This is a genomic window from Gordonia sp. McavH-238-E (genome assembly GCF_022348225.1).
In the GTDB taxonomy this organism is placed as follows: Bacteria; Actinomycetota; Actinomycetes; order Mycobacteriales; family Mycobacteriaceae; genus Gordonia; species Gordonia terrae.
In genome coordinates this window covers 11806-35316 of sequence record NZ_JAKRFE010000008.1, presented here as the reverse complement: position 1 = coordinate 35316, position 23511 = coordinate 11806, and the positions used below count along the sequence as shown (strand labels likewise).

Genomic DNA, 23511 nt, shown 5'->3' with positions numbered 1-23511 from the left:
CGCGGCGATCCCCTTCAGAAGTGGTGGGTGTCCGACGGCGCGGGTGCGTGCACCGGATCGTCGTCGTAGTCGGATTCGGTGATGCCGTACGACCGGGCCAGGTCCAGGATCTTGGTCGCCCGCGCGATCCGCGGCAGGTCGGAACCGTTGCGGATCTCACCGCCGTCGCGCTCGAACTCGGCGAAGAACTCCCGGGCCCAGGTGATCTCGTCCTGCGAGGGGGACAGGCCCTCGTTGACCTGGGCGCACTGACTCGGGGTGAGGCAGATCTTGCCGGTCATGCCGAACTCGGCGCTCACCGCGGTCGCCTCGCTGAGCTTCAGGGCACTCGAACCGACCGTCGGCCCGTCGATGGCGCTCGGCAGGTGGGCGGCCTTGGCCGCGATGGTGAAACGTGAGCGGGCGTACGCGAGGGTCTGCGGGTCGTCGCCGAATCCGGTGTCGCGGCGGAAGTCCCCGATGCCGAACGCGAGGCGGAAGGTGCCCTTCGTGGCCGCGATCTCGCTGATGCGCTCGAGTCCGCGCGCGGTCTCGACGAGCGCCACGATGGGCAGGCCGGGCAGGCGCTTGGCGGTCTCGGTGACATGGTCGACGGACTCGACCATCGCCAGCATCACGCCGCCGACGGCGGTCTGCGACAGGGCGTCGAGGTCGTCGGCCCACCACGGCGTGCCGAACCCGTTGACACGGACCCAGTCTCCGGCGCCGGGGCCGTGCGTGCCGTCCTTCGGCCCGAGCCAGCGGACGACGTTGTCGCGCGCGGCGACCTTGTCCTTGGGGGCCACCGCGTCCTCGATGTCCAGCACGACGATGTCGGCGCGCGAACGGGACGCCGGCTCGAACTTCGCATAGTGGGAGCCGTTGACCAGCAGCCAGCTCCGCGCCAGCACCGGGTCGATGCGCGAACCGATGTCGGCCGACTCGGCGTCGTACGTGGGGTTGTCGTCGTACATCAGGGTCTCTCGGTCCGGTGAACACGCGCAATCGGTGGATCCCGCGCTCGGCAACAGCAACCGTCCCATCGTTGCCTATGCACGACTGCACGTGCAAAGCAGATCGCCCGCGTGCCCTGCGGTACCTCGTGCCCGCCCCGTGCGACGCCGCGACGTCGAGGTCGGCACACTTGGTCCATGCAGCAGACGCGCCGGAGAACGGGCACGGTCGGCGCCGTCGGGTCGGTGGCGGTCGGTTCGATGGTGGCCAACGTCTGCATGTACGTGGTGCACCTCACCGCGAGTGCGCACTTCCTCGACGTCAGCGAGTACGGCGAATTCGCGGTCCTGCTGTCGGCGATGCTCGTGCTCGGCGTGCCGGCGATGGCGCTGCAGAACGTGATCGCCCGGGAGGTCGTCCTCGGCGGCGACGAAGGACGGCTCCGCAGGCTGGGCCTGGTGACGACCCTCTGGGTCGTCGTGCTCACCGCCGTCGCCACCCCGCTGGTCGCGCTGTTGTTGCGCACCGATGTCGCGACGACGGCGGCAGCACTCGCCTCGGCGCCGCTGCTCGCGCTCATCGCCGCAGGTCAGGGGATTCTCCAGGGGCGCGGCGAGTTCCAGGTGCTGTCCTGGGTGCTGGCCGCGGTCGGTGTCGCCCGGTCGATGCCGATCATCGCGGCGTTCGCGGCGGGCGCCGGGCCGGCGGGCGGGCTCCTGGCCGGGACGCTGGGTGCCGCGGCCTCGGCGGTCGTCGCCTGGCTCGTGGTGTGGTCGGTGGCGACGGTCGGGCGGCCCGCAGGCGCGCCGTCGGGTGCCGCCGGGGTGCTCAGCGTGGTCCGCGCGTCGCAGGTCCAGCTGGTACTCATCGTCGCCTCGTCGATCGACCTGTTGCTCTCGCCCCGGGTTCTCGATGCCGAGGCAGTCGGGGTGTACGCACTCGGGGCGATCGCGACCAAGGTGGCCTTCTGGCTCCCGCAGGCCATCGGCGTCGTCTTCTATCCCCGCCTCGCCGATCCCGCGCGTTCGGCGGCCTCGCTGCGACAGGCGGTCGCGGTGGTCGCCGGGATCGGAGTGGTGCTGACCGTGCTGGCCGGTGCGGCCGGTCCGATCGTCCCGTTCGTCTTCGGGGACGGTTACGACGCCCTCGTGCCGATTCTGTGGCTGTTCGCCTACATCGGCGCCGCACTCGCCGTCCTGCAGGTCGTCCTGCTGTCGGCGATCGCGCGGGACCGGACGCGCGTCGCGCTCGGCACCTGGGTGGTGGTCGCCGCCGAGGTGCTGGTCATCGTCACGGTCACGGGTTCGGTGATCGGAGTGGCCGGGACCGCGGCGGTGGCCGTCACGATCGCCGCGCTGGGGACGTGGGCGGTCGCGCGCTGAGTTACGTGTCTATCTCGGACGTTGCCGAGTTCCCGAAGTTTCGGCAGTGTTGTGTGATGAGCGACAACGAGAGCACACAGGTCACTGTCCAACGCATCATCGAGGCGCCCGTCGACGCGGTGTTCGACGTTCTCTCCAATCCCGAACGGCATCAGGCGCTCGACGGTTCGGGGTTCATCCGCGGCGTGGACCACGCCGACCGCATCCAGCAGGTGGGGGACGTGTTCACGATGAACATGGCCGGCGACCACATGGGTGGCGAGTACAAGACCGACAACCACGTCACGGGATACGCCAAAGACAAGTTGCTGGCGTGGAAGACCGCGCCCGCCGGCACCGAGCCGCCCGGGTGGGAATGGCTGTGGGAGTTGGAATCCCAGGGTCCCAACGAGACGCTGGTGCGCCACACCTACGACTGGTCGAAGGTCACCGACAAGAACCTGCTCGAGAAGGTGAAGTTCCCGCTCGTCACCGAGACCCAACTCGACGACACCCTCGGCAGGCTCGCCGCCGAGTCGGCTTCCTGACGCAGCGCTTCGTCACTCCGGCTGCCCGCCCGCGGTTTCCGCGCCGCCCCTCCGCCGGAACCGGGCGGGTAGCCAGGCCGGGTTGGTGAGCACCAGCCCCGCCACCAGCGCCACGATGCCCAGGATGGCGGTGCCGATCGGTACCAGCCTGCCCCAGATCAGGACCGGGGACGCGAGATCGTCGGCGAGGTCCGTCATCCGGGTCTGGGTGTCCTCGTCGTAGGCGAATGTCGCACGCAGGTGCGGTAATTCGAAGTCGGCAGGTACGCCCGGCGTGCCGTCGGGAAACCGGTACACCTCGTCGACGGTGATCGTGGCGTCGACGATCGTGCCGGTCCGGGTGTCGACGGCGAGGTCCCAAGAACTCCGGTGATGGAGGGTCGCGGTCAGCGGCCGGCTCGAGTCGCCGAACCCGAACCACGACGCCGGCCGCGTTATCGAGACGCTCGTGCCGACGGGTCGGCCCAGCGCCTCTCGGGCGAGATCGGTGTCGGGAACCTCGGCGCGGAATCGGGCGACGTCGCGGCCGTGCACCTCGGTGTCCCCGTCGTACACCAGCGGCACGGTCTTCCGGGTGACGGCGTCGAAGAACTCCCGATCGGCCGGTGCGGTGTCGAACGGGAGGAGATAGGTGACGCCGCGACGGTCCGGGACGAGGACGGCGGCCTGACCGCTGTCGTACTGGATCTCCGAAGCCCCGCGGGCTGCGAGCCGTGGCAGGGCGTTCTTCCGGTCGAGCGTCACCCGGTCCTTGATGGCGTTGACCGTCGCGTCGTTACACGGCTGTGCCGGGTCATCGGCATCGACGCCGGGACGCGGATCGCCCGGGTCGACCTCGCGATCGTCGATGCGCAGCTTTTCGGCCTGGATCGACGTGCCGGCCTGCAGGGTCACCCGGTGTTCGTCGGAGGGTTGCACCGCGACGACGCGTTGCTGGCGGACGAGGTCGGCGTCGACGGCGCGCGCCGAGCGGGTCTCGAGCGAACACCGGTCGAAGATCGTCGCGTCATCGGCGGTGGCGACCGTGGTGAAGTCCGTGCTCAGCGGGATGGTGCGGAATCCGCCGACAAGCAACGTCGGCAGGGCGATCGTCACCGCGAGCAAGAACGCGCCGACGAAGATCAGGGTCGGGCCGGCGAGGTCCGCGGCCGACCAGCGATGCGGCTCCGGACGGGTCTCGGTATCCGACGACAACCCGGAGGACGGCGGCCCTGATCGCGACGAGGAGGACGGCGAGGACATGGAGGCGAGGGTACGCAACGCGTCCCGGCTACCCTGTCAGCAGCATGACCAGCACCGACCCCGATCCCATCGCCCCGGCAGCCGCCGGCTCCGCCCGGCGGTTCTATCCGCAGCTCGAGGGCATGCGGGCCATCGCCGCGATCGGGGTCCTGGTCACCCATGTGGCGTTCCAGACGCGGGCGGTCGAGATCCCCGTGCTCGGACCGGTACTCGGTCGCCTCGACCTCGCGGTCGCCCTGTTCTTCGCGCTCTCCGGCTTTCTGCTGTGGCGGCCATGGGTCGACGCCGCGCATCGCGGGAGCGGTCACCCGTCGGTCTCGCGGTATTTCCGCCACCGGGTGGTCCGGATCTGGCCGGCCTACGTGGTCGTCGTCGTGCTGGTGATCCTGTTGCTCCCCGAGGCGCAGGGCGCCGACGTTCAGGTCTGGCTGGCGAACCTCACGCTCACGCAGGTCTTCGTGCCGCTCACGCTGACCGCGGGTCTGACCCAGATGTGGAGCCTCTCGGTCGAGATCGCCTTCTACGCGCTGCTGCCGCTCATCGGCTTTGCGCTCCTGCGGCTGCGTGGTCGTCGCCTGCGTGCGCGTGTCCCTGCGCTGGTGGCCCTCGGCGCGGTGAGCCTGGGCTGGGCCTGGGTCGGCACCTCGCTGCCCGTGGCCGACGGTGTGGAGACCAAGAACTGGGTGTTCGGTCACCTCCCGTGGTTCGTCGCGGGTCTGATCCTGGCCGAGATCGCCGGGGTCCTCGACTCGGCCTCCGGGGCGTCCGGAACCACCCGTTCGGGACGCTGGATGGCGGGTGTGATCCGCCTCAGCGCCAACCGTCCGCTGATGCTGGGCGTCCTCGTCGTCGCCTACGCACTGGCGTGCACCAGGCTCGCCGGACCGACCGGACTCGGCGACGTCACCGAACTCGAGTTCGCCACCAAGATGGTGCTCGGCGCGCTCTGCGGGTACGCGCTGCTCGCCCCGCTGGTGTGCAATGAGGGGCCGTTCCGCATCCTCACCTCGCGCGTGATGCTGGCGCTCGGGAGATGGTCGTACGGGATCTTCATCTGGCACGTCGCGGTCCTGGCGGTCGTCTTCCCGCTGTTCGGCATCGTGCCGTTCAGCGGTGACACCCTCCTGGTGCTGGTGATCACGCTCGTCCTGTCGATCGGTGTGTCCGCGGCCAGTTACGCCTTCATCGAGGAGCCGACGCGGAACTGGCTGCGCAACCGCGAGAGTCGTCGTCGCAACCGCTCGCGCCACGACGCCGCGGGTTCACCTGTCGGGGACCGACCGTCGATGGCGGACCAGAACACCAGCCACGCGGTCATCGACACCGCCACCAGCGCCGGCAGCTGAACCCACCACTGCGAGCCGTGGTAGCCGCCGGAGGCGTGCCACGGTCCGGCCGCCAGTCCGATCGTCGCCGCCATCATCGCGACGAATGCAGTTGTGACGCCTGACTTCCGCGGTAGCGCGGCGGCGACGGCGCCGACCACGACGGCGGCCGCGAGCCCCCACCAGCCCGACACCAGCCACGCGGCGGCGAGCACCGCACCCCCGGCGAGGAGCACGGTGCCGCGTCCGGCCGGGACCACGATGGGCTCCCCGGGCGGGGCACGGCGCGCCGACGGCCACCAGGCCGCGAGGAGCAACAGCACCATCAGCGACAGGCCGATCACCAGCGACCAGCGGTACAGCGAATCGAACCGGTACGTCAGTTCGATGGTTCCGGCCGCACCGGCGGGAACGATCCAACCCTGTTGCCAGCCGTCGACGACGACCGCCCGCAGCGACACCCCGTCGAGCCGCGCCTGCCATCCGGGGTTGGTGCTCTCGGGCACGACCAGCAGTCCTTGCGGTCCGCTCTCGACCGTCACCGCGCGCCGCACCGCCGACCACTCGCTCACCTCGGGGGACGTCGAGGCCGGTGCCGACACCGGGTCTCCGTTCACCAGCGAGAGGGCGTCGACGGTGAAGGCGTCGCCGGGATTGACCGACACCTCCTGCTGTCCGGCGGGCAGGGCGAGCCGACCGTCGCCGCACGGGCGCCCGATCACCGGTTGCCCGCTACGCAGATCAGATGCGCGGGCGCGCACGGACATCCGGACGATCTGACCCGCAGCGGTCAGCCCGATTCCGTCGTCGCAACCGATGTCGACGATCCGGTCGGCGTCCGTACTGGTCGCCGGCGACGGTGACACGCGGACCTCGGCGATCCCCGGTGGTGCGGGACTGGCGAACCCGAGGCTGTTGACGTCGATGAGGTCCGACTGGGCGCGGATGGTGATCTCGATGCGATCGGTGACCGCGGGATCGAGACGGACGATGCCGCTCTCGTCGACCTCGCGGATCTGCTCGCCGGTGCCCAGGTCCACCGCGACCTCGGTGGGTGCGGCGGGATAGCCCCGGGGGGCGACGAGGGTCAGCGCGTCGACCCGTTGCGCCCGGGGGAGATCGAGGACCAGGGTGGGACTGTTCTCGTTCGCCGCCGCGTCCCCGTCGTCCGGGGAATCGGCGGCACCCGCTCGCGACGTCCGCTCATCGGGGATCTCCGGTGCGGTCCACGATGTTCCGGGATCGCCGTCGACGGCGGCCGCGGGCCCGCCGCGGGGATCGGTCACCGGGCGGGGGCCGCGCGCCGTGACCCCATCATCATCGGCGAGAAGACGATCGAGAGCATCGCCGGGTCGGGGTCGCAGGATCGCGGTGGGGGAGACGGTGGCATCCGACGGCACCGAGAGCGCGCGTCCGAACACCGCGGACGTCTCCGGAGACAGGCCGAGTCCCGGTGCGCACCTTGTCATCTGTCGCGCCGGGTCGGACACGCAGGACGCCCGGCCGGACAACTCCTGGTAGAGCAGCCACTGGGCGACCTCGGTGCCGGCCTCGAGCTCGGGCAGCACCACGCGATGGCGGATTCGCAGAGGCGTCGCCGTCCGCAGATCGGACACCGTGACCTCGCCGAGCGCGAATTGGTTTCCGGCCGTGCCGTCGTCGGTGCGGAGCGCACGGATCTGCACCCAGCGGGTGGCTCCACTGGGTGCGGTCACCGTCATCGGTTCACCCGGTTCGAGCCCCGAGACCACCGTGCTGCCCGCCTCGGTGGTGATCAGTGCGCTGGTGACATCGGGCCCGAGTGCCTTCGCAGTCGTCAGGGTCAGCGCGAGATCGGTGCGCGGCGTGGTGAAACCGATGCGCATCCATCGTCCGACCGCGCTCTCCAACCCGCCGCTCACCCAGGCGCTCTGCGGGTTGCCGTCGAAGGCCGCGGCCGCCGAGTTGGCCGGTGAGGTCTGCCCGGGCTGCACCGCGTCGGCCGCCGATCCCGACGTAGACACCTCGACCTCGCCACTCCGGTTGTCCAGCAACCACTCCCCGTGGACCAGCGGCTGACCGTCGACGGGGTAGTCGGCGACGGCGTTCTGCGTGCGCCGCGGGTCCGACGGGGCCCGGATCGCCGAACTGTGATCGTCGACGCGGCCGAAGTCGGTCTCCCGGTCGCTGGGCGTGTCGGTCACGATCAACGGGCCGTCGGTGATCCCGGCGCGGCTTGCGTCGGCATCGAGGACGACCGGCCCGAGCGGCGGTAGCCCCTGACGTGCTCGGACCTCGGCCAGTTCGGCGACGGCCTCGGGGCCGCCGGCGACCCGCGGGAGTCCCGCGGTGTCGACCAGTCGGGGGCCGGTGCCGGCGGCCGGCGAGCCGGGAGCGTCGACGGCGAAGATCTGCACCGCGGGCATCGCGGGCCGCAGACCGTTGTCGCGCACCACCCCTCGAACACTCGGCGGCCCGATCTGCGGACCGAACTCGGCCACGCGGTGGAGTCCGGGCGACTCGTCGAGTGCCTGCTGGGCGAGCAGCGGGCGGGCCGACCGTGAGGTCTCGGGATCGAGATCGGCTCGGAGGACGACGAATCCGATGCCCTGCCCGGCGAGGGTGGCGGCCAGGCCCGGCGAGCCGCGGCCCGCGGCGATCTCGCGCTGCACGGAGTCGAGGGCCCGGATCGCGCCGGGCGGGGTGAGCGGGATCGCGTCGCGGACCGCCCACGGGGTGTCGGACAGGGGTTGCAGCGGTTCGTCGCGGGTGAGTCCCCACAGCTGGTCGGCGAACGGCGCCCCGGGGACGACCAGCGTGCGGGCAGGTGGGCCGCCGTCGTCGCGTTCGCTGTGCTCGGCCAGCCAGTCGGCGGTCTGCTGCCAGTGACGCGGAATCGACTCGTACGTGCCGTTCGGTGCGAGCTGGCCGGTCCACATCAGCGACCCGGCACCGATCACCGCGACGAGCAGGACGATCGCCGCGGCGACCGGACGCGACCGCTGGGGCTGGGCGAAGGCGGAGAGCGTCTCCCGGCGACCGGCGGTTCCCGGAAGGGGAACCCGCGCCAGCAGGTGCGCGACGCCGAGCGCCAGGGGGATGCGGAGCAGCGGCTCGAATTTGTGGATGTTGCGCAGCGGTGCGCCGGACCCGTCGAGGAAGACGCGCATCTGCTCGGCGACCGGTGAACCGAGTTCGCCCGCGTAGCCGACGCACATCACGACGAGACCGACGCCCAGGATGGCGACGAGCCGGCCGCGGAACGGCATGTGCCGCATACACAGTCCGGCCAGACCCGCGGCCGCGATCGTCCCGGTCGCCAGGACTGCGGCGGGCTGGGTGACCAGCACCGCCCCGGCGACGCGCTCCGGCGAGACGAACGGCGTCCACGAACTCGCCCCACGCAGCACCTCGGTGAGCGACGTCCACTGCGTGGTGACCCGGGACGACTCGATGTAGTCGAGGAACGGCGGACTCACCCGCGAGAGGATCAGCAACGGGACCACCCACCACACGCAGGCCAGGGCCAGGCCGACCGTGGTCCAGGCGCCGAACCGCCGCCATCGGCGGTCGCGCGGACTGTGCAGCAGCCACCACAGGACGGCGACCCCGAGGGCCGCCAGCGTCGCGACGGCGTTGACCGCACCCATCAGCGCCACCGCGGCCGCCGTACGGGCGGCCTCGCGCCAGAGCGGCGGGGCGTCGTCGTCGGCGCGCGTGTCCAGCGCGCGCACCACCGGCACGAGCACCCACGGGGCGAGCATCATCGGCAAGGTCTCCGACGAGATCGAGCCGAGGGTGGTCAGGACCCGGGGGCTCAGGACGAAGACGACGGCGGCGATGATCCGCGAGGCAGGCGAACCCAGCCGCAGGGTCTCGGCGAGGCGGACGATGCCGACGAAGCCGACGGTCAGCAGCACCGCCCACCAGAGACGCTGGACGATCCACGGCGGGACGGCGAGGAGATCGCCGAGCGCATAGAACGCGCCGTGCGGGAAGAAGTAGCCGTAGGCCTGGTTCTGTACCTGCCCCATCGGCGCGTTCGGCGTCCACAGATGCGCGGCGCGGGCGAGGAAACCGAGCGGGTTCGCGGTGAGGTCGAGTTTGGTGTCCGCCGCGATGCGGCCGGGTGACTGCAGGAGACAGATGAGCAGCGAGATCGCGGCGACGACGGCGACGCCGCGCCGACCCAGCCCAGACCGGGTCGGGACGGACTGATCCGGTGGCGAAGGCGGGGTACTCAGTTGCTGCTGCTGTCGATCAGGGGACGCCGGGACCGGCGGCGTCGTGGACGGGTCAGTTGGTCTCGCCGGCTCCGCCGCGCGAACCGTAGTCCACCGAGCCCTGGACGAATCCGTTGTTCGGGCTGATGTTGTTCAGGTCGGTGGACGGGCTGTTCTCGGAGGCCAGGAATCCGCCGAGGAACACCGCGCCGAGTCCCACCAGGATGCCGGCGACTCCGGCGACGGCTCCGGCGACAAGGCGGTTGTTGGTCATGGCGATGAAACTACCATCGCCGAAGTCCGATTCCGGGTGACACCCGCTGACACCAGCGGATCGACCCGGCCGCGGTCATCGACGCGACCGCACTTTCGTCAGGGTGCGATCCCAGAGCAGGCGCGCACTCGTCTTCAGCAGTTCGGGCTTGTCGACGTCGCGGCTGAGCAGCATCGTCGACGTGGCGATCGTGCCGGCCGACGCCTTGGAGCGGTGCCCGGAGTCCAGGTGCGGTTGCGGGTCGTATTCGATCATCAGCTGGATGGCCTCGGCGCGTGCGCGCCCGGCGATCTGCTCGGCCAGCCACAGCGCGAGATCGATCCCGGCGGACACGCCGGCGGCGGTGACGAGGTCGCCGTCGGGCAGCGCACGCACGACGCGTTCGTCCGACACCGGTTTCGCACCGTGCAGGCTCAACCCGGCCATCGACGACCAGTGCGTGGTGGCCGGCTTCCCGTCGAGCAGACCCGCCGCGGCCAGGACGATCGACCCGGTGCACACCGACGTCGTCCACTGCGCGCCCGGCCGGACCGCGCGCAGCCAGTCGAGGACCTTCTCGTCCTGCGACGCGGCCAGGAATCCGGGCCCGCCCGGCACCAGGACGACGTCCGGCGACGGTGTCTCGTCGAACGAATGCGTGGCACCCACCACGAGCACGCCCGAATCGGCGACGACCGGCCCCGGCTCGTGCCAGACGAATCTGACCTCCGCGTCGGGCAGGGCGCGGAGCACCTCGTAGGGACCTATGAAGTCGAGGGCGGTGAACTGCGGGTAGAGGACGATCGCGATCTGGGTCATGAGGGCCTTTCGATTGTCGGGATGTCTCGTTCTGTCTCGTTCAACGGAAGGTGCGGCGGTACGCCTCGGGCGGTACACCGAGGCGGCGGACGAAGGTGCGGCGCATCGTCTCGGCCGATCCGAACCCGCATCGGCCGGCGATCACCGGCATCGTGTCGTCGCTCTGCGTGAGCGCGCGACGGGCGGCGTCGGTCCGGACCCGCTCGACGTAGGTGCCCGGCGCCTCGCCGGTCTCGTCGGTGAAGACGCGAGAGAAGTGGCGTGGACTCATCGACGCGTCCCGGGCCAGGTCGTCGATGCGGTGTGGCCGGGCCGGCTCGGCCTCGATGCGCTCCTGGATCTCCCGGATCGCGGTGCGACGGGCCCGCGGCATCCACACCGGCGGGGCGAACTGGCTCTGGCCGCCCGGCCGGCGCATGTAGAGGACGAGCCATCGCGCGACGAGCTGCGCGAGTTCGGTGCCGTGGTCCTCTTCGATCAGGGCCAGGGAGAGGTCGATCCCGGCGGTGACGCCCGCGGAACTCCACACCCGATCGCTGCCGCGTACGAACAGGGCCTCGGCATCGACCTGGACCGCGGGGTACCGCTCGGCGAGCAGCCCGGTCACCGCCCAGTGGGTGGTCGCGCGCTTGCCGTCGAGGAGCCCGGCCTCGGCCGCGAGGAATGCGCCGTTGCACACGCTGACGACCCGTCGTGCGCGGTGCGCCGCCCGCCGGATCCAGTCGATCAGTTCGGGATCGCGCGCGGCGTCGTGGACGCCGGTGCCGCCGGGGAGGATCAGGATGTCGAGCGGATCGGCCGGATCGGGCAGCGGGTGCGCGACGAACTCCAGGCCGACGCCGGTGCCCACCGACAAGCCCGACTTCGACACCAGGCGGAGGTCGTAGGTCACCTCCGACCCCTGGTCGGCGAGCGCGATCGACGCGGTGGTGAACACGTCCGCCGGACCCGTCACGTCCAGGGCCTGCACCCCGGGAAAACCGAGGATCACCACGGATCGAGTCATGAACACATCGTTTCCGACCCGCTGCGTGGCGTCCAGGCCATGCATCCCACAGATCAGGACATGGCCCCGGTTGATTGAGCCGGCTCCGAGCGAAGCGAGGCGCCGAGTCGAAGCCACTTGGTGACCTCGACGGGCGCGGCGGCCTCGCTGCGCTCGGTCGACGCTGCTCGGCCAGCAGGGGGTGGGCGGCGGCCTCGCCTGTGGTTGAGCCCCCACCACGGGTTGAGCCGGCTCCGAGCGGAGCAGGGGAGGTGACCCACTGCTGGTTGAGCCGGCTCCGAGCGAAGCGAGGCGCCGTGTCGAAGCCACCTGGTGACCTCGACAAGCTCGGCCGGCGGGTGGGGGACGCTCAGCCGGCGGGTGGGGACGCTCGGCCGGCGGGTGGGGACGCTCGGCCTACAACGTGACCTGAGGTTCCTTCTCGCACTTGGCCGGAACGATGAACACCGGACGGTGGCAGTGTTTGAGGACTCGTTCCGCCACGCTGGAGCGCAGCAGCGCCTTGAGTCCCGACGCCCCGCGCGTGCCGGTGACGAGGAGGTCGACGTCGAGCGCCTCGGCCGCGGCGACGAGCGCACCCCACACCGTCGACTCCACTTCGACGAGCGACCCACGAGCGGTCAGCCCACATTCGGCCGCGAGGGTCACGCCGCGCTCGTTGATCGCGGCGGCCTCGTCCTCGAGAGCTTGGTCGACGCCGGCGTCGAGCTGGGTGTCGATGAACGGCTGCATCCCGCCGGCAAGGGTGGACATTCGCGCCGGCGTCATGCCGCCGGGTTGCCAGGCGGTGACGACCACCGCGGATTGCGCACGAAGAAAGTGTCCGGCGTAACGAATGGCGCGGTCGGCATTCGGCGAGCCGTCGTAGGCGATCATCAGAGTTTGCGCGGCACGGGTACCGCCGCTACCGCTCCCGGCGGTGGCGGACCCGGACGAAACGGACCCCACGTCCATTGGCTCAGACTACATGCCAGACTCGGGGAATGGGCCCAACTCGCAGACCCCGATGGAACCGGAACACGCTGACCGCGGCAACCGTCACGGTTCTGTGCGTCGCGCTCGCGGCCTGCACCGGTTCGACGACGGACTCGCCGCCGCCGACGCCCTCGTACTCGGTGACCGCCGAGTCGCCGCTGTCGTCGTCTCCGGCGCCGACCACCACACCGGTCGCGAACTCCTGCGGCGCAACCGAACTCGCGAAGCTGTCGGTGCGTCAGAAGCTGGCGCAGCTGATCGTCGTCGGCGTGACCGGGGCGGCCGACGCGCAGCAGATCGTCGAGAACGAGGAGATCGGCGGCATCTTCGTCGGGAGCTGGACCGACAAGTCGATCCTGACGAGTGGTGCGGCAGCACGGATTTCGCAGAATTCGTCGATTCCGTTGATGGTCACCGTCGACCACGAGGGCGGCCGGGTGTCGCGACTGTCCGCGCTCGGCATCGACAACGCCTCGCCGCGTGAGCTGGCGCAGACCAAGACGCCCGAGCAGGTGCGCGCGATCGCGGCCGACGTGGGCCGCAAGCTCAAGCGTCTCGGGGTCACCGTCGACTTCGCCCCCGTCGCCGACGTCAGCGACGAATCGGACGACGAGGTGATCGGCGACCGGTCCTTCAGCAACGACCCGGCGGTCGTGACCGAGTATGCGGGTGCGTACGCCGCGGGGCTGTCCGACGCGGGAATCACGCCGGTGTACAAGCACTTTCCGGGGCACGGCCACGGCTCTGGTGACTCGCATCTGGGTGTCGTGACGGTCCCGTCGCTGGCGGAACTCCAGGACAGCGACCTCGTGCCGTTCCGGACCCTGCTGCGCGACCCGGGGACCGCAGGCGCGATGGTCGGGCATCTGATCGTCCCGGGCCTGACGAAGGGGCTGCCCGCCAGCATCAGCCGGCCCGCGATACAGATGCTGCGCACCGGCGTCGGTTACGACGGGCCGCGGTTCGACGGCGTGATCTACTCCGACGACCTGTCGGGAATGGCGGCGATCAGCGCGCAGTACCCCATCGAGCAGGCGGTCGAGAAGTTCATCCTCGCGGGCGGCGACGTCGCGTTGTGGCTCTCCACCGACCGTGTCGCCTCCGTGCTCGACAACCTCGAGCGCGCGGTCTCGGCCGGTCGCCTCGCGCCCGCCCGCCTGGATGACAAGGTCGTGCGCATCCTGCGGTCCAAGGGTGTGGTGAACTGTTGAACCGCCGAGACCGCTGCGCCCCGTGAATGGGGTTTCACCTTACCGATTGGTAAGTTGTTATATCGTCGGTCGGAGCAGTTTGTCGTGAACGGAGGTGGGGTCATGTCGGGCGGAACGAAGCGCCTGCCACGCGCGGTGCGCGAGCAGCAGATGCTCGATGCCGCCGTCAAGGTGTTCTCGGAGAATGGCTTTCGTGAGACCTCGATGGACGCGATTGCCTCCGAGGCGCAGATCTCCAAGCCGATGCTGTATCTGTACTACGGCTCCAAGGACGAACTGTTCAGCGCGTGTATCGCCCGTGAGTCGGGCCTGTTCATCGACGCGATGAGCGTCGGTTTCGATCCCTCGCTCTCGCAGCGCGAGCAGGCGGTCACGGTGATCCGCGAGTTCCTCCGCTTCGTCCACGAACACCGGCAGTCCTGGCGGGTGCTGTACCGCGTCGCCATCGGCACGGCCGGTTTCGCCGGCATCGTCTCCGAGAGCCGCCAGCGGGTCACCGAGATGGTCGCCCAGCTGATCAAGGCGGGCACCACGGTCGAAGGTGCCAGCGACATCGACTTCGAACTCACCGCCGTCTCGATCGTCGGCGCCGCCGAGGCGGTCGCCGACCGCATCACCGAAGGAGACGTCGATCTCGAGAAGGCCACCAACCTCCTCGTCGGCATCACCTGGCGCGGCCTGAAGGGTGTCGGTACCGACTCCTGAGCGCGTGCTCCCGAGTTGCCCGCCTTCCGCTCCCTGTGGTGAGCCGAAAATCAGGGCAGCGCAAAAGCTCCCGCGGCCCCGCTTCCTATCCGCTGATTGGATCCAATAAGCGGGACGGAAACGAGACCGCGGGAACGGAATGCGAAAAGCCCCTCAGCCCTCCCGCGTCGTCGCGGTGAGGTGTGGGAATCCCTTGCGACGGTCGCGGATCGAGATGTCGAAGCTGCCTTTGCCATCGATCCGGCGGGTGTAGAGGTTCACCTTGGCCGGCAGCAGGATCGGCTTGCCGAACCTGACGTCGTAGGTCACGGCGTCGGGCAGCTGCGCCTCGACGTTCGCGACGGCCGCTGCAGCACTCCACATCCCATGGGCGATCGCCCTGGGGAACCCGAAGGCCTTGGCGGGCAGGTTGCCCATGTGGATCGGGTTGCGGTCGCCCGAGGCGGCCGCGTACTCGCGGATCCGCTTGAGGTCGACGGCGAGGATGGCGTCCGGCGGCGGCGGGGTCTTCGACTTCGGTTCGGGACCGCGCGGCTCGTCGGACAGGCTGGTGCGCTGCTGCTTGAGGAACGTCGCCGTCTGGGTGGTGACCAGCTCGGACCCGACGCTGATCTCGCTGACCACGTCGATGAGGATGCCCTTGCGGTGCTCGCGGAGGTTCTCCGCGTGCGTGACGATGTCGAGCGGCTCACCGGCCTCGATGGGCCGCTTGCGTTCGATGGTGTTCGTCATGTGCACCGAACCGACGGCGCCGAACGGGAACTCGTCGGAGGTCATGAGCTTCATGGTCACCGGGAACTGCAGCACGAACGGAAACGTCAGCGGCAGGGTGTCGCCGAAGCGCTGCCCGGTCGCGTGGCAATACGCCTGCAGTGCAGCCCAGTCCACTCGCACACCGTCGAGTCGGTAGCGGGTGTCCGGGGCGACGGCGTCGGCCGGAACCCGCGGCGGCTTGCCGATGCCGGGCAGCAGCGCGGTGACCGCCTTGCCGTACAGCTCGGCGGTGCCGGGTGCGGCGGGGAGGGTGATCGTCTTCGCCATCAGGCCCCCAGGAATCCCTGGCCGCAGACGCGGACCACGTTGCCGGTGATGGCATTGCTCGCCGGGTTGGCGAAGTAGGCCACGGTCTCGGCGACGTCGACGGTCTGGCCGCCCTGCTGCAGCGAGCTCATCAGACGCCCGGCTTCGCGCGTGGCGAGTGGGATGGCCGCGGTCATCTTGGTCTCGATGAAGCCGGGTGCGACCGCGTTGATGGTGATGCCCTTCTCGGCCAGGATCGGCGCGTAGGCGTCGACCAGCCCGATGACGCCGGCCTTCGAGGCGCCGTAGTTGGTCTGGCCGCGGTTGCCCGCGATGCCGGCGATCGACGACACGTCGACGACGGCGCCGCCTTCGCGCAGCGCGCCCTTCTCCAGCAGCGTCTCGACGAGGGTCTGCGGGGCGATGAGGTTGACCGCGATGACCGCGTCCCAGCGGGAGTCGTCCATGTTGGCGAGCAGCTTGTCGCGGGTGATGCCGGCGTTGTTGACGATGATGTCGATGCCGCCGTGGCGCTCGAGAGCGTGCTCGGCGAGCTTGGCGCCGGCGTCGGCCGCGGTGACGTCGAGCGGGAAGGCGGTGCCGCCGACCTTGTTCGCGGTCTCCGACAGCGCGTCGCCGGCCTGCGGGACGTCGGCGGCGATCACGTGGGCACCGTCGCGGGACAGGACCTCGGCGATCGTCGCGCCGATGCCGCGTGCGGCGCCGGTGACGACGGCGACCTTGCCCTCGAGCGGGCGGTCCCAGTTCTTCGGTGCGGTCGCGTCGGCTCCGCCGACCCGGATGACCTGGGCGTCGACGAAGGCCGACTTCGCCGACAGCACGAAGCGCACGGTCGATTCGAGGCCCGTCAGACCGGTCTTGGCGTCGGGGGAGACGTAGACGAGCTGAACGGTGGAGCCCTTCAGGAGCTCCTTGCCCAGTGAGCGGGTGAAGCCCTCGAGAGCGCGCTGCGCGACGCGCTCGGACGGGTCGGTGACCAGTTCCGGCGTGGTGCCGATGACCAGGAAACGTGCGCACGGGGCGGTCGACCGCATCGCGGGCTGGAAGAACTCGAACAGCTGACGCAGCTCAGCGGGGGAGGTGATGCCCGTCGCGTCGAAGACCAGACCACCGAACTTGTCGGCGCTGCGGCCGGTCGTGGCGTTCTGGATGAGGTCGTAGTCCTCGGTCGAGAGCATCTCGCGAAGCGGTTCGACGAGGCGGCCGGAGCCGCCGAGCAGCACCGGACCGGGCAGCGGCGGCTCGGACGCCTTGTAGCGCCGCAGCGGCGGCGGGACGGGCAGTCCGGCCTGTTTGGCGATGAAAGCACCGGGCGCGGAATGGACGAAGCTCGAGTACAGGCCAGTGTTTCCGTTGGCGGCCACGTTGATCTCCTCTGACTGTCGTTCGACAACGAACTTACTGATGAGTAAGAATACGCTATAGACACCGCACCCGACCCTTGGGAGATCGACGTGGCCGAACAGTCCAACCCCACCGACAACAAGTCCACCGACAAGCGCGGGACCCGCACCGACCGTCCCGTCGCGATCCTCGGCGGCAACCGCATCCCGTTCGCACGTCAGGACAAGGCGTACGCGAAGGTCAGCAACCAGGAGATGTTCACCGCCGCGCTCGACGGTCTCGTGAGCCGCTTCAGCCTGCAGGGCGAGCAGCTCGGCATGGTGGCCGGTGGCGCGGTCCTCAAACACGCGCGTGATTTCAATCTCATCCGGGAGTCGGTGCTCGGTTCGGCCCTGTCGCCGTACACGCCCGCCTTCGACATCCAGCAGGCGTGCGGCACCGGACTCCAGGCCATCACGACGGTCGCCGACGGCATCGCCCGCGGTCGCTACGACGCCGCGATCGGGGGCGGCGTCGACACCACCTCGGACGCGCCGATCGCGGTCGGTGAGGGCCTGCGTCGTCAGCTGCTCGAGGTCAACCGGGCCCGCAGCACCAAAGATCAGCTCCTCGGTGCGGCGAAGTTGCTGACCAAGCTCGGTATCGAGATCCCGCGCAACGGCGAGCCCCGCACCGGCATGTCGATGGGCGAGCACGCCGCCGTCACGGCCAAGGAGTTCGGCATCAAGCGCGCCGATCAGGACGAGCTCGCCGCGCGCAGCCACCAAAACATGGCCGCCGCGTACGACTCCGGCTTCTTCGACGACCTGATCACCCCGTTCCTGGGCCTGACCCGCGACCAGAACCTGCGCGGCGACTCCACCGCGGAGAAGCTCGCCAAGCTGAAGCCGGTCTTCGGTGTCTCCCTGGGCGACGCGACGATGACCGCGGGCAACTCGACGCCGCTGACCGACGGCGCGTCGACCGTGCTGCTGGCCAGCGACGAGTGGGCCGCCGATCGCGGACTGCCGGTCCTCGCGTACTTCGTGGACAGCGAGACCGCCGCGGTCGATTACGTCAACGGTCCGGACGGGTTGCTGATGGCCCCGACCTACGCGGTGCCGCGCCTGCTCGCTCGCAACGGGCTCACGCTGCAGGACTTCGATTTCTACGAGATCCACGAGGCCTTCGCGTCGGTGGTCCTCGCCACCCTGCAGGCCTGGGAGTCCGAGGAGTACTGCAAGGAGCGCCTCGGCCTGGACTCCGCGCTGGGGTCGATCGATCGCAGCAAGCTCAACGTCCATGGTTCGTCGCTGGCCGCGGGCCACCCGTTCGCCGCCACCGGCGGCCGGATCGTCGCGCAGGCGGCCAAGCAGATCAAGGAGAACGGCGGCGGTCGTGCGTTGATCTCGATCTGTGCCGCCGGCGGGCAGGGCGTCACCGCGATCATCGAGGGCTGATCGGGACGGGGTCGCATCGAACGCGATGAGCCCGGAATCCCGACAGGTGGGACGGATCGGCGACTGATCGGCCGATCCGTCTCACTTTCGTGGGACGAATGGGGGTACTTCGTCACATATTCGACAGAATCGGCCTTCCGGGGATGCCTCCGGCCGAAAAGTAGCGTAAATATGTCTATAGCTCCGGCTGCGCTGTCAGACCCCCGACCCGACAGCTCGGCCGGAGCGCCTACTTTTTCCGACCGTAGTTCTGCGGCCACCACCTGATCGGCCCAGTCGTCAGTCCGGCCCAGGTGCCAGCCACGATGGATGGAGTTGTGACCCCAGGCTCTCGCCGAGCACGATCCGCGCTACGCGCTGTGCTCGCCGTCGTCGCCGTCCTCACCCTCGTCCTCGCCGTCGACCTCGTGGCGACCCACTCCGACTCCGCGCGCAACGCCGTCGTCGGCGGGATCGACGCGGGCGGCCGCGACGCTGCCGAACTGAACCCCGTCCTCGACGAGCTGACGGCCCGGTCAGAGCGGCCGGTCGTGCTGCGGACGCCGGAGGGTTCGGCCGAGGTCGCACCCGCCGACCTCGGACTCGCCTTCGACGCCGACGCCACGCGTGCCCGCCTGCTCGAGCAGCCGCGCAACCCGCTCGTGCGTCTGGCTGCGCTGTTCGGCCGTGACGCCGACATCGAACCGGTCGTCACCCTGGATCGAACCGCGATGAACGCCGCGCTCGATGGCCGGCGCACATCTCTCGAGAAGGCCGCCGTCGAAGGCGGCGTGCACTACGACGGCACCGAACCGGTCGGGGATCAACCCGCCGCGGGCGAACGCATCGCCCGGGACGCGGCGGCCGCCACCCTCATCGACCGCTGGCTCGACGGTGCGCCCGTCGACCTGCCGATGGAGCCTTTCTCGCCGACCGTCACCGCCGAGGTCGTCGCCGCCACCGTCGCCGGGCCGGCCGAGCGCGTGACGTCGGCTCCCGTGCGGCTTGTCGACCGGCGGAAACGGACGGTCGAGGTCCCCGCGGGCGACCTGGCGTCGATGCTGACCTTCGGCCCCGACGGGCGCGGCGGGCTCAGTCCCGGGGCCGACGAGAAGGTGGGCCGCGAGATCCTCGCCCCCGACCTCGACGCCTCCCAACGGGCCCCGGTCAATGCGAGGTTCAGCCTCGCGTCCGGCCGTCCGGTGGTGGTGCCCGGGGTCGACGGCGCCTCGATCAACTGGCCGAAGACCCTCGCCGCCGTCGCGAGGAGTGCGGCGGCCGACGGTGGCAATCGCACGGTCGAGGTCGTCTACGACGAGGTGGAGCCGAAGCTCACGACCGACGCCGCCCGCAAGCTCGGGGTCACGGAACTGATCAGCGAGTACACCACGGGCGGGTTCTCGAGTGCGTCCGGCGAGAACATCCGGCTCGTCGCCGCGGAGGTCGACGGAGCGCTCGTGCTGCCCGGAAAGGTGTTCTCGCTCAACGGACACACCGGCCCGCGCGGTTCGGAACAGGGCTACGTCGAGTCGACGATCATCGACCACGGACGGGCGTCGAACGCGGTCGGCGGCGGCATCTCCCAGTTCGCGACGACGCTGTACAACGCGGCGTACTTCGCCGGGCTCGAAGACGTCGACCACACCGAGCACGCCTATTACATCTCGCGGTACCCCGAAGCGCGGGAGGCGACGGTCTTCGAGGGCGCCATCGATCTGAAGTTCCGGAACAACACGCGGCACGGTGTCCTGATCGAGACGAGCTGGTCGCCGTCGTCGGTGACCGTGCGGCTGTGGGGCACCAAGGCATTCGAGGTGGAGTCGGTGACCGGAGAACGGTTCGCGACCACCGATCCGCAGCGGGTCCGCGTCCCCCGCGGGGACGACTGCATCCCCAGCAGCGGGAGCAAGGGTTTCACGACGTCGGACACCCGCATCATCAAGGACGCACGGACCGGCCGGGAGATCGACCGATCGACCCGCACCGTCCGCTATGCGCCCGAGCCGATCGTGAAGTGCGTCTGACCCGACGGCGTGATCTCGATGCGGGATGTTTCGCGGAGGGGCTTTACCGAGCGATAGAACGCTCGATAGGCTCCGGGTCGTGGATATCAATGGAGCTAGTGCAATCGTCACAGGTGGCGCGTCGGGTATCGGCGCAGCTGCGGCTCGCCAGCTGGCGGCCAAGGGTGCGAAGGTCATCGTCGCCGACCTCAACGCGGACAAGGGTGAGGAACTCGCCAAGGAGATCGGCGGGCAGTTCGTCGCCGTCGACGTGACCTCGACCGAACAGATCGAAGCCGCCGTCAACGCGGCCACCGAACTCGGCCCGCTGCGCGCGCTGGTCAACTCGGCCGGCATCGGCTGGGCCCAGCGCACCATCGGCCGCGACGGCGAGTTCGGCTCGGCGCACAACCTGGACGCGTACAAGAAGGTCATCGCGATCAACCTGATCGGCACCTTCGACTGCATCCGTCTCGCCGCCACCGCGATGAGCCGCAACGAGCCGCTCGACGCCCACGGTGAGCGCGGTGCGATCGTCAACATGGCCAGTGTTGCTGCCTTCGACGGTCAGATCGGCCAGGCCTCGTACTCGTCGTCCAAGGGCGGCGTCGTCGGCATGACCCTCCCGGTCGCGCGCGACCTGGCGGCGGTCGGCGTCCGCGTCAACACCATCGCCCCCGGCTTGATCGACACCCCGATCTACGGTGAGGGCGAATCTGCCGAGGCGTTCAAGGCCAAGCTCGGCGAGTCGGTCTTGTTCCCGCACCGCCTGGGTGCACCGGACGAGCTTGCCTCGATGGTCGTCGAACTCGTCACCAACAGCTACATGAACGCCGAGGTCATCCGCGTCGACGGCGGCATCCGGATGCCACCGAAGTAGACCGCGAGATGATCGACGCCCGCCGGAGCGCGGGCGTGGCTCTGATCGGAGCCGTTGCGGCCGTGTCGATCATGTCCGCATGTGCCACCGAGACCTCGGGGACCGCCGTTCCCGAGGTCTCGCCGATCGCGGTCACGACCAGCGAAACCCCGACGACGACTACGACTACGACCACGGGAAGGACGACGGCTCCCTCCACGGCGAGCGCGTCGCCCCGGTCTCGGGTCGCGGTTCCGCCGCAGTCGGGCGCAGCAACCGATCCGGACGAGATGACCTGCGGTACTTATCTGTCGCTCACCGATTCCGAGCAGATCGCCACCGTCAACGAGTTCGCGGACCGCCATGGCAAGGAGCTGGTCAAGAGCAATCCCAACAGCTACCTGCTGGTCCGCGCCTTCTGCGTGGGTGATCCCGACACGCTTCTCAAGGACAACCTGCTCTTGCAGGGCAGCTGACCGACATTCGCGAGGTCGACCCTCGTCGAGCACACGCACCGTCGATCATCCGGCGGTGCGTTTCTCGTTGTTCGTGACCTGTTCACGTGAAAGAACTTTCATGCGCGTCTCATGGAGGCGTCACACCCACGCTCCATTGTTGTCGCCATGAACGTTCCGCACGCGATCGACCGACACCCGGGACACCCGGGACACCCGGGGCACCCGGTGACGATGTACGCGACGCGACCGCCTGCGCATCCTGTCGTGTCCCCGCCACCCCGACGCGGTGTCCGGGACGTCGTCGGCGGGGTGCTGACGCCCTGGGCGGCAGCAGGTCTCGCCGTGGTGGTGGCCGCCGGCGCGTTCGTCGGCCACGCCGGCTGGTCGGGAGAGCTGTCGTTCGACGCCGTCGTGACGCTGCTCGTCTTCCTGATCGCGGTGTGGGCGTGGATCTTCTCGCCCCTCGATGACACCTACGTCGCCCTGGGCGGTGGCATCGCACTGGTGGTCTTCGGGATCATCGACGCCGACACCTTTGCGGGAACTCTTGGCTCGGGAGTGATCTGGCTTCTGATCGGGGCCTTCGTGATCGCGGCTGCGGTCACGGCGTCGGGACTGTCGGCCCGGGTGTCTGCGCGGGTCGTTCGCCTGGCCCGGACACCACGTCAGCTGGTGCACCTCATCACCGCTGCGCTCCTGCTGACCACCTTCGCAGTCCCGGCGACGTCCGGGCGTGCGGCTCTGGCACTCCCGATCTTCCTCGCTCTGGCCGCGGTCCTGCGTGATCGGCCGCGACTCGTGCTGTGTCTTGCACTGGTCTTCCCGTTCGTCATCCTGTTCTCGGCGGTCGGATCACTCCTGGGTGCCGGCGCGCACCTCATCACTGCTGAGATCGTCTCGGCGGCAACAGGAACGGGCATCGGATTCCTACAGTGGGCGGTACTGGGCGTGCCGCTGGCCGTCGTGTGGTCGCACCTCGCGGCGGAGTCGGCGCTGTGGCTGATGACCGACCACGGCGAGCGGACTCGTCCGCTGTCCGTGCCGCCGAACGCATTCGAGACGACCGGGATGGCGACCTCCGGTCCGTTCACGTCCGCACAACGCCGCGTGTCGGTCGTCCTCGGGCTCGTGGTGGTGCTCTGGTGTTCGGAACCGCTGCACGGCGTCGACCCGGCGATCGTTGCGGTTCTCGGCGCGCTGGCCGCGTCCGCCCCGGCGGTCGGCGCGACTACGCTCGGTGCGGCGCTGAAGACCATTCCGTGGACGCTCCTGCTGTTCATGGCGGCCACGCTCGCCCTCGGGATGGCACTCAACTCCAGTGGCGCCGCGCAATGGCTGGCGGATCGGGCATTCGGTTCCATCGCCGAGACCGGCCCGGCTGCTGCGATGGTGTTCGTCGTCGTATCGGCTGTTGTCTCGCTGCTCGCACACCTCGTGATCCAATCCCGTTCTGCCCGTTCCGCGGTGCTGGTCCCGATCATCGTGGTGACCGCGCCGGTCGTCGGGGTGGACCCGGTCGCCGCGGCCTTCCTTTCCACCGCGGCCGCCGGATTCTGCATCACCCTCACGAGTTCGGCGAAACCGGTCGCCATGTTCGCCGCGAGCGCCGACGTACCGGGTTATCAACCGCGCCATCTGCTCACGATGTCGGCATTGCTCGCACCGGTGTCGCTGGTGGTGCTCCTCATCTTCGCGTGCTGGGTCTGGCCCTACCTCGGCCTGCCCCTGCTCTCGTCCTGACCGTCGCGCCGCGACTGTCCCGACAGTGCCTGGGGCACCTGTCCCGCCCCATCGTCAAGACCTCGTCC

Annotated in this window: 18 protein-coding genes and 1 pseudogene; 10 read left to right on the top strand and 9 right to left on the bottom strand. The window is 69.8% G+C overall.

Annotation, left to right across the window (positions count from 1 at the left end; genetic code table 11):
• Positions 1-14 precede the first annotated feature (14 nt).
• Positions 15-953 (bottom strand): CoA ester lyase, encoded by a 939-nt coding sequence (locus MHN80_RS13450; protein WP_239402243.1) that lies wholly within the window; start codon positions 951-953, stop codon positions 15-17.
• Positions 954-1130: 177 nt separating this feature from the next.
• On the opposite strand from MHN80_RS13450, the gene MHN80_RS13445 reads away from it, so the two are divergent.
• Positions 1131-2315, top strand: coding sequence for a polysaccharide biosynthesis protein (locus MHN80_RS13445; RefSeq protein WP_239402241.1), 1185 nt, complete (start codon positions 1131-1133; stop codon positions 2313-2315).
• 56 nt (positions 2316-2371) lie between these two features.
• Positions 2372-2842 (top strand): SRPBCC family protein, encoded by a 471-nt coding sequence (locus MHN80_RS13440; protein ID WP_239402240.1) that lies wholly within the window; start codon positions 2372-2374, stop codon positions 2840-2842.
• Positions 2843-2854: 12 nt separating this feature from the next.
• Here the strand turns inward: MHN80_RS13440 and MHN80_RS13435 are convergent, their stop codons facing one another.
• Positions 2855-4084 carry a DUF3068 domain-containing protein gene (locus MHN80_RS13435; RefSeq protein ID WP_239402239.1) on the bottom strand — a complete coding sequence of 410 codons (1230 nt, stop codon included), beginning with the start codon at positions 4082-4084 and terminating at the stop codon, positions 2855-2857.
• Positions 4085-4128: 44 nt separating this feature from the next.
• Here MHN80_RS13435 and MHN80_RS13430 point away from each other — a divergent pair, with 44 nt between their 5' ends.
• Positions 4129-5430, top strand: coding sequence for an acyltransferase (locus MHN80_RS13430; RefSeq protein ID WP_308219778.1), 1302 nt, complete (start codon positions 4129-4131; stop codon positions 5428-5430).
• Between the two features lie 2069 nt (positions 5431-7499).
• On the opposite strand, the pseudogene MHN80_RS25820 reads toward MHN80_RS13430, so the two are convergent.
• The 5 genes and pseudogenes from MHN80_RS25820 to MHN80_RS13405 all read right to left on the bottom strand — a co-directional run.
• Positions 7500-9536 (bottom strand): annotated as a pseudogene (locus tag MHN80_RS25820) (DUF3367 domain-containing protein); the annotation flags it as partial.
• Between the two features lie 148 nt (positions 9537-9684).
• A complete protein-coding gene (locus MHN80_RS13420; RefSeq protein WP_004023745.1) occupies positions 9685-9885 on the bottom strand; it encodes a DUF2613 domain-containing protein in 201 nt (66 codons plus the stop codon).
• 75 nt (positions 9886-9960) lie between these two features.
• On the bottom strand, positions 9961-10683 hold the full coding sequence (locus tag MHN80_RS13415; RefSeq protein WP_239402237.1) for a DJ-1/PfpI family protein: 723 nt from the start codon (positions 10681-10683) through the stop codon (positions 9961-9963).
• 40 nt (positions 10684-10723) lie between these two features.
• Positions 10724-11689: a GlxA family transcriptional regulator gene (locus tag MHN80_RS13410; protein ID WP_239402235.1), complete on the bottom strand. Its 966-nt coding sequence runs from the start codon at positions 11687-11689 to the stop codon at positions 10724-10726.
• A 396-nt stretch (positions 11690-12085) separates the two neighbouring features.
• Positions 12086-12643 (bottom strand): universal stress protein, encoded by a 558-nt coding sequence (locus MHN80_RS13405; RefSeq protein WP_239402233.1) that lies wholly within the window; start codon positions 12641-12643, stop codon positions 12086-12088.
• Between the two features lie 29 nt (positions 12644-12672).
• Here MHN80_RS13405 and MHN80_RS13400 point away from each other — a divergent pair, with 29 nt between their 5' ends.
• Both MHN80_RS13400 and MHN80_RS13395 read left to right on the top strand, forming a co-directional pair.
• Positions 12673-13875, top strand: a complete 1203-nt coding sequence (locus tag MHN80_RS13400) for a glycoside hydrolase family 3 N-terminal domain-containing protein (protein WP_239402231.1) — start codon at positions 12673-12675, stop codon at positions 13873-13875.
• A gap of 102 nt (positions 13876-13977) precedes the next feature.
• Positions 13978-14580 carry a TetR/AcrR family transcriptional regulator gene (locus MHN80_RS13395; RefSeq protein ID WP_004023740.1) on the top strand — a complete coding sequence of 201 codons (603 nt, stop codon included), beginning with the start codon at positions 13978-13980 and terminating at the stop codon, positions 14578-14580.
• Positions 14581-14733: 153 nt separating this feature from the next.
• Here MHN80_RS13395 and MHN80_RS13390 read toward each other — a convergent pair whose 3' ends face one another.
• Both MHN80_RS13390 and MHN80_RS13385 read right to left on the bottom strand, forming a co-directional pair.
• Complete coding sequence (locus MHN80_RS13390; protein ID WP_239402229.1) at positions 14734-15621, bottom strand: MaoC/PaaZ C-terminal domain-containing protein; 888 nt, start codon at positions 15619-15621, stop codon at positions 14734-14736.
• Positions 15621-16985 carry a 3-oxoacyl-ACP reductase gene (locus tag MHN80_RS13385; protein ID WP_239402227.1) on the bottom strand — a complete coding sequence of 455 codons (1365 nt, stop codon included), beginning with the start codon at positions 16983-16985 and terminating at the stop codon, positions 15621-15623. The genes MHN80_RS13390 and MHN80_RS13385 overlap by 1 nt, the downstream gene beginning before the upstream one ends.
• 90 nt (positions 16986-17075) lie before the next feature.
• Here MHN80_RS13385 and MHN80_RS13380 point away from each other — a divergent pair, with 90 nt between their 5' ends.
• The 5 genes from MHN80_RS13380 (at position 17076) to MHN80_RS13360 (ending at position 23443) form a co-directional block, all read left to right on the top strand.
• Positions 17076-18404, top strand: coding sequence for an acetyl-CoA C-acetyltransferase (locus tag MHN80_RS13380; RefSeq protein WP_064569398.1), 1329 nt, complete (start codon positions 17076-17078; stop codon positions 18402-18404).
• A gap of 305 nt (positions 18405-18709) precedes the next feature.
• A complete protein-coding gene (locus MHN80_RS13375) occupies positions 18710-20407 on the top strand; it encodes a VanW family protein (RefSeq protein ID WP_239402225.1) in 1698 nt (565 codons plus the stop codon).
• A gap of 79 nt (positions 20408-20486) precedes the next feature.
• On the top strand, positions 20487-21266 hold the full coding sequence (locus MHN80_RS13370; protein WP_239402223.1) for an SDR family NAD(P)-dependent oxidoreductase: 780 nt from the start codon (positions 20487-20489) through the stop codon (positions 21264-21266).
• Between the two features lie 8 nt (positions 21267-21274).
• Complete coding sequence (locus MHN80_RS13365; RefSeq protein ID WP_239402221.1) at positions 21275-21721, top strand: hypothetical protein; 447 nt, start codon at positions 21275-21277, stop codon at positions 21719-21721.
• 147 nt (positions 21722-21868) lie between these two features.
• Positions 21869-23443 carry an SLC13 family permease gene (locus tag MHN80_RS13360; RefSeq protein WP_239402219.1) on the top strand — a complete coding sequence of 525 codons (1575 nt, stop codon included), beginning with the start codon at positions 21869-21871 and terminating at the stop codon, positions 23441-23443.
• Positions 23444-23511: the final 68 nt, after the last annotated feature.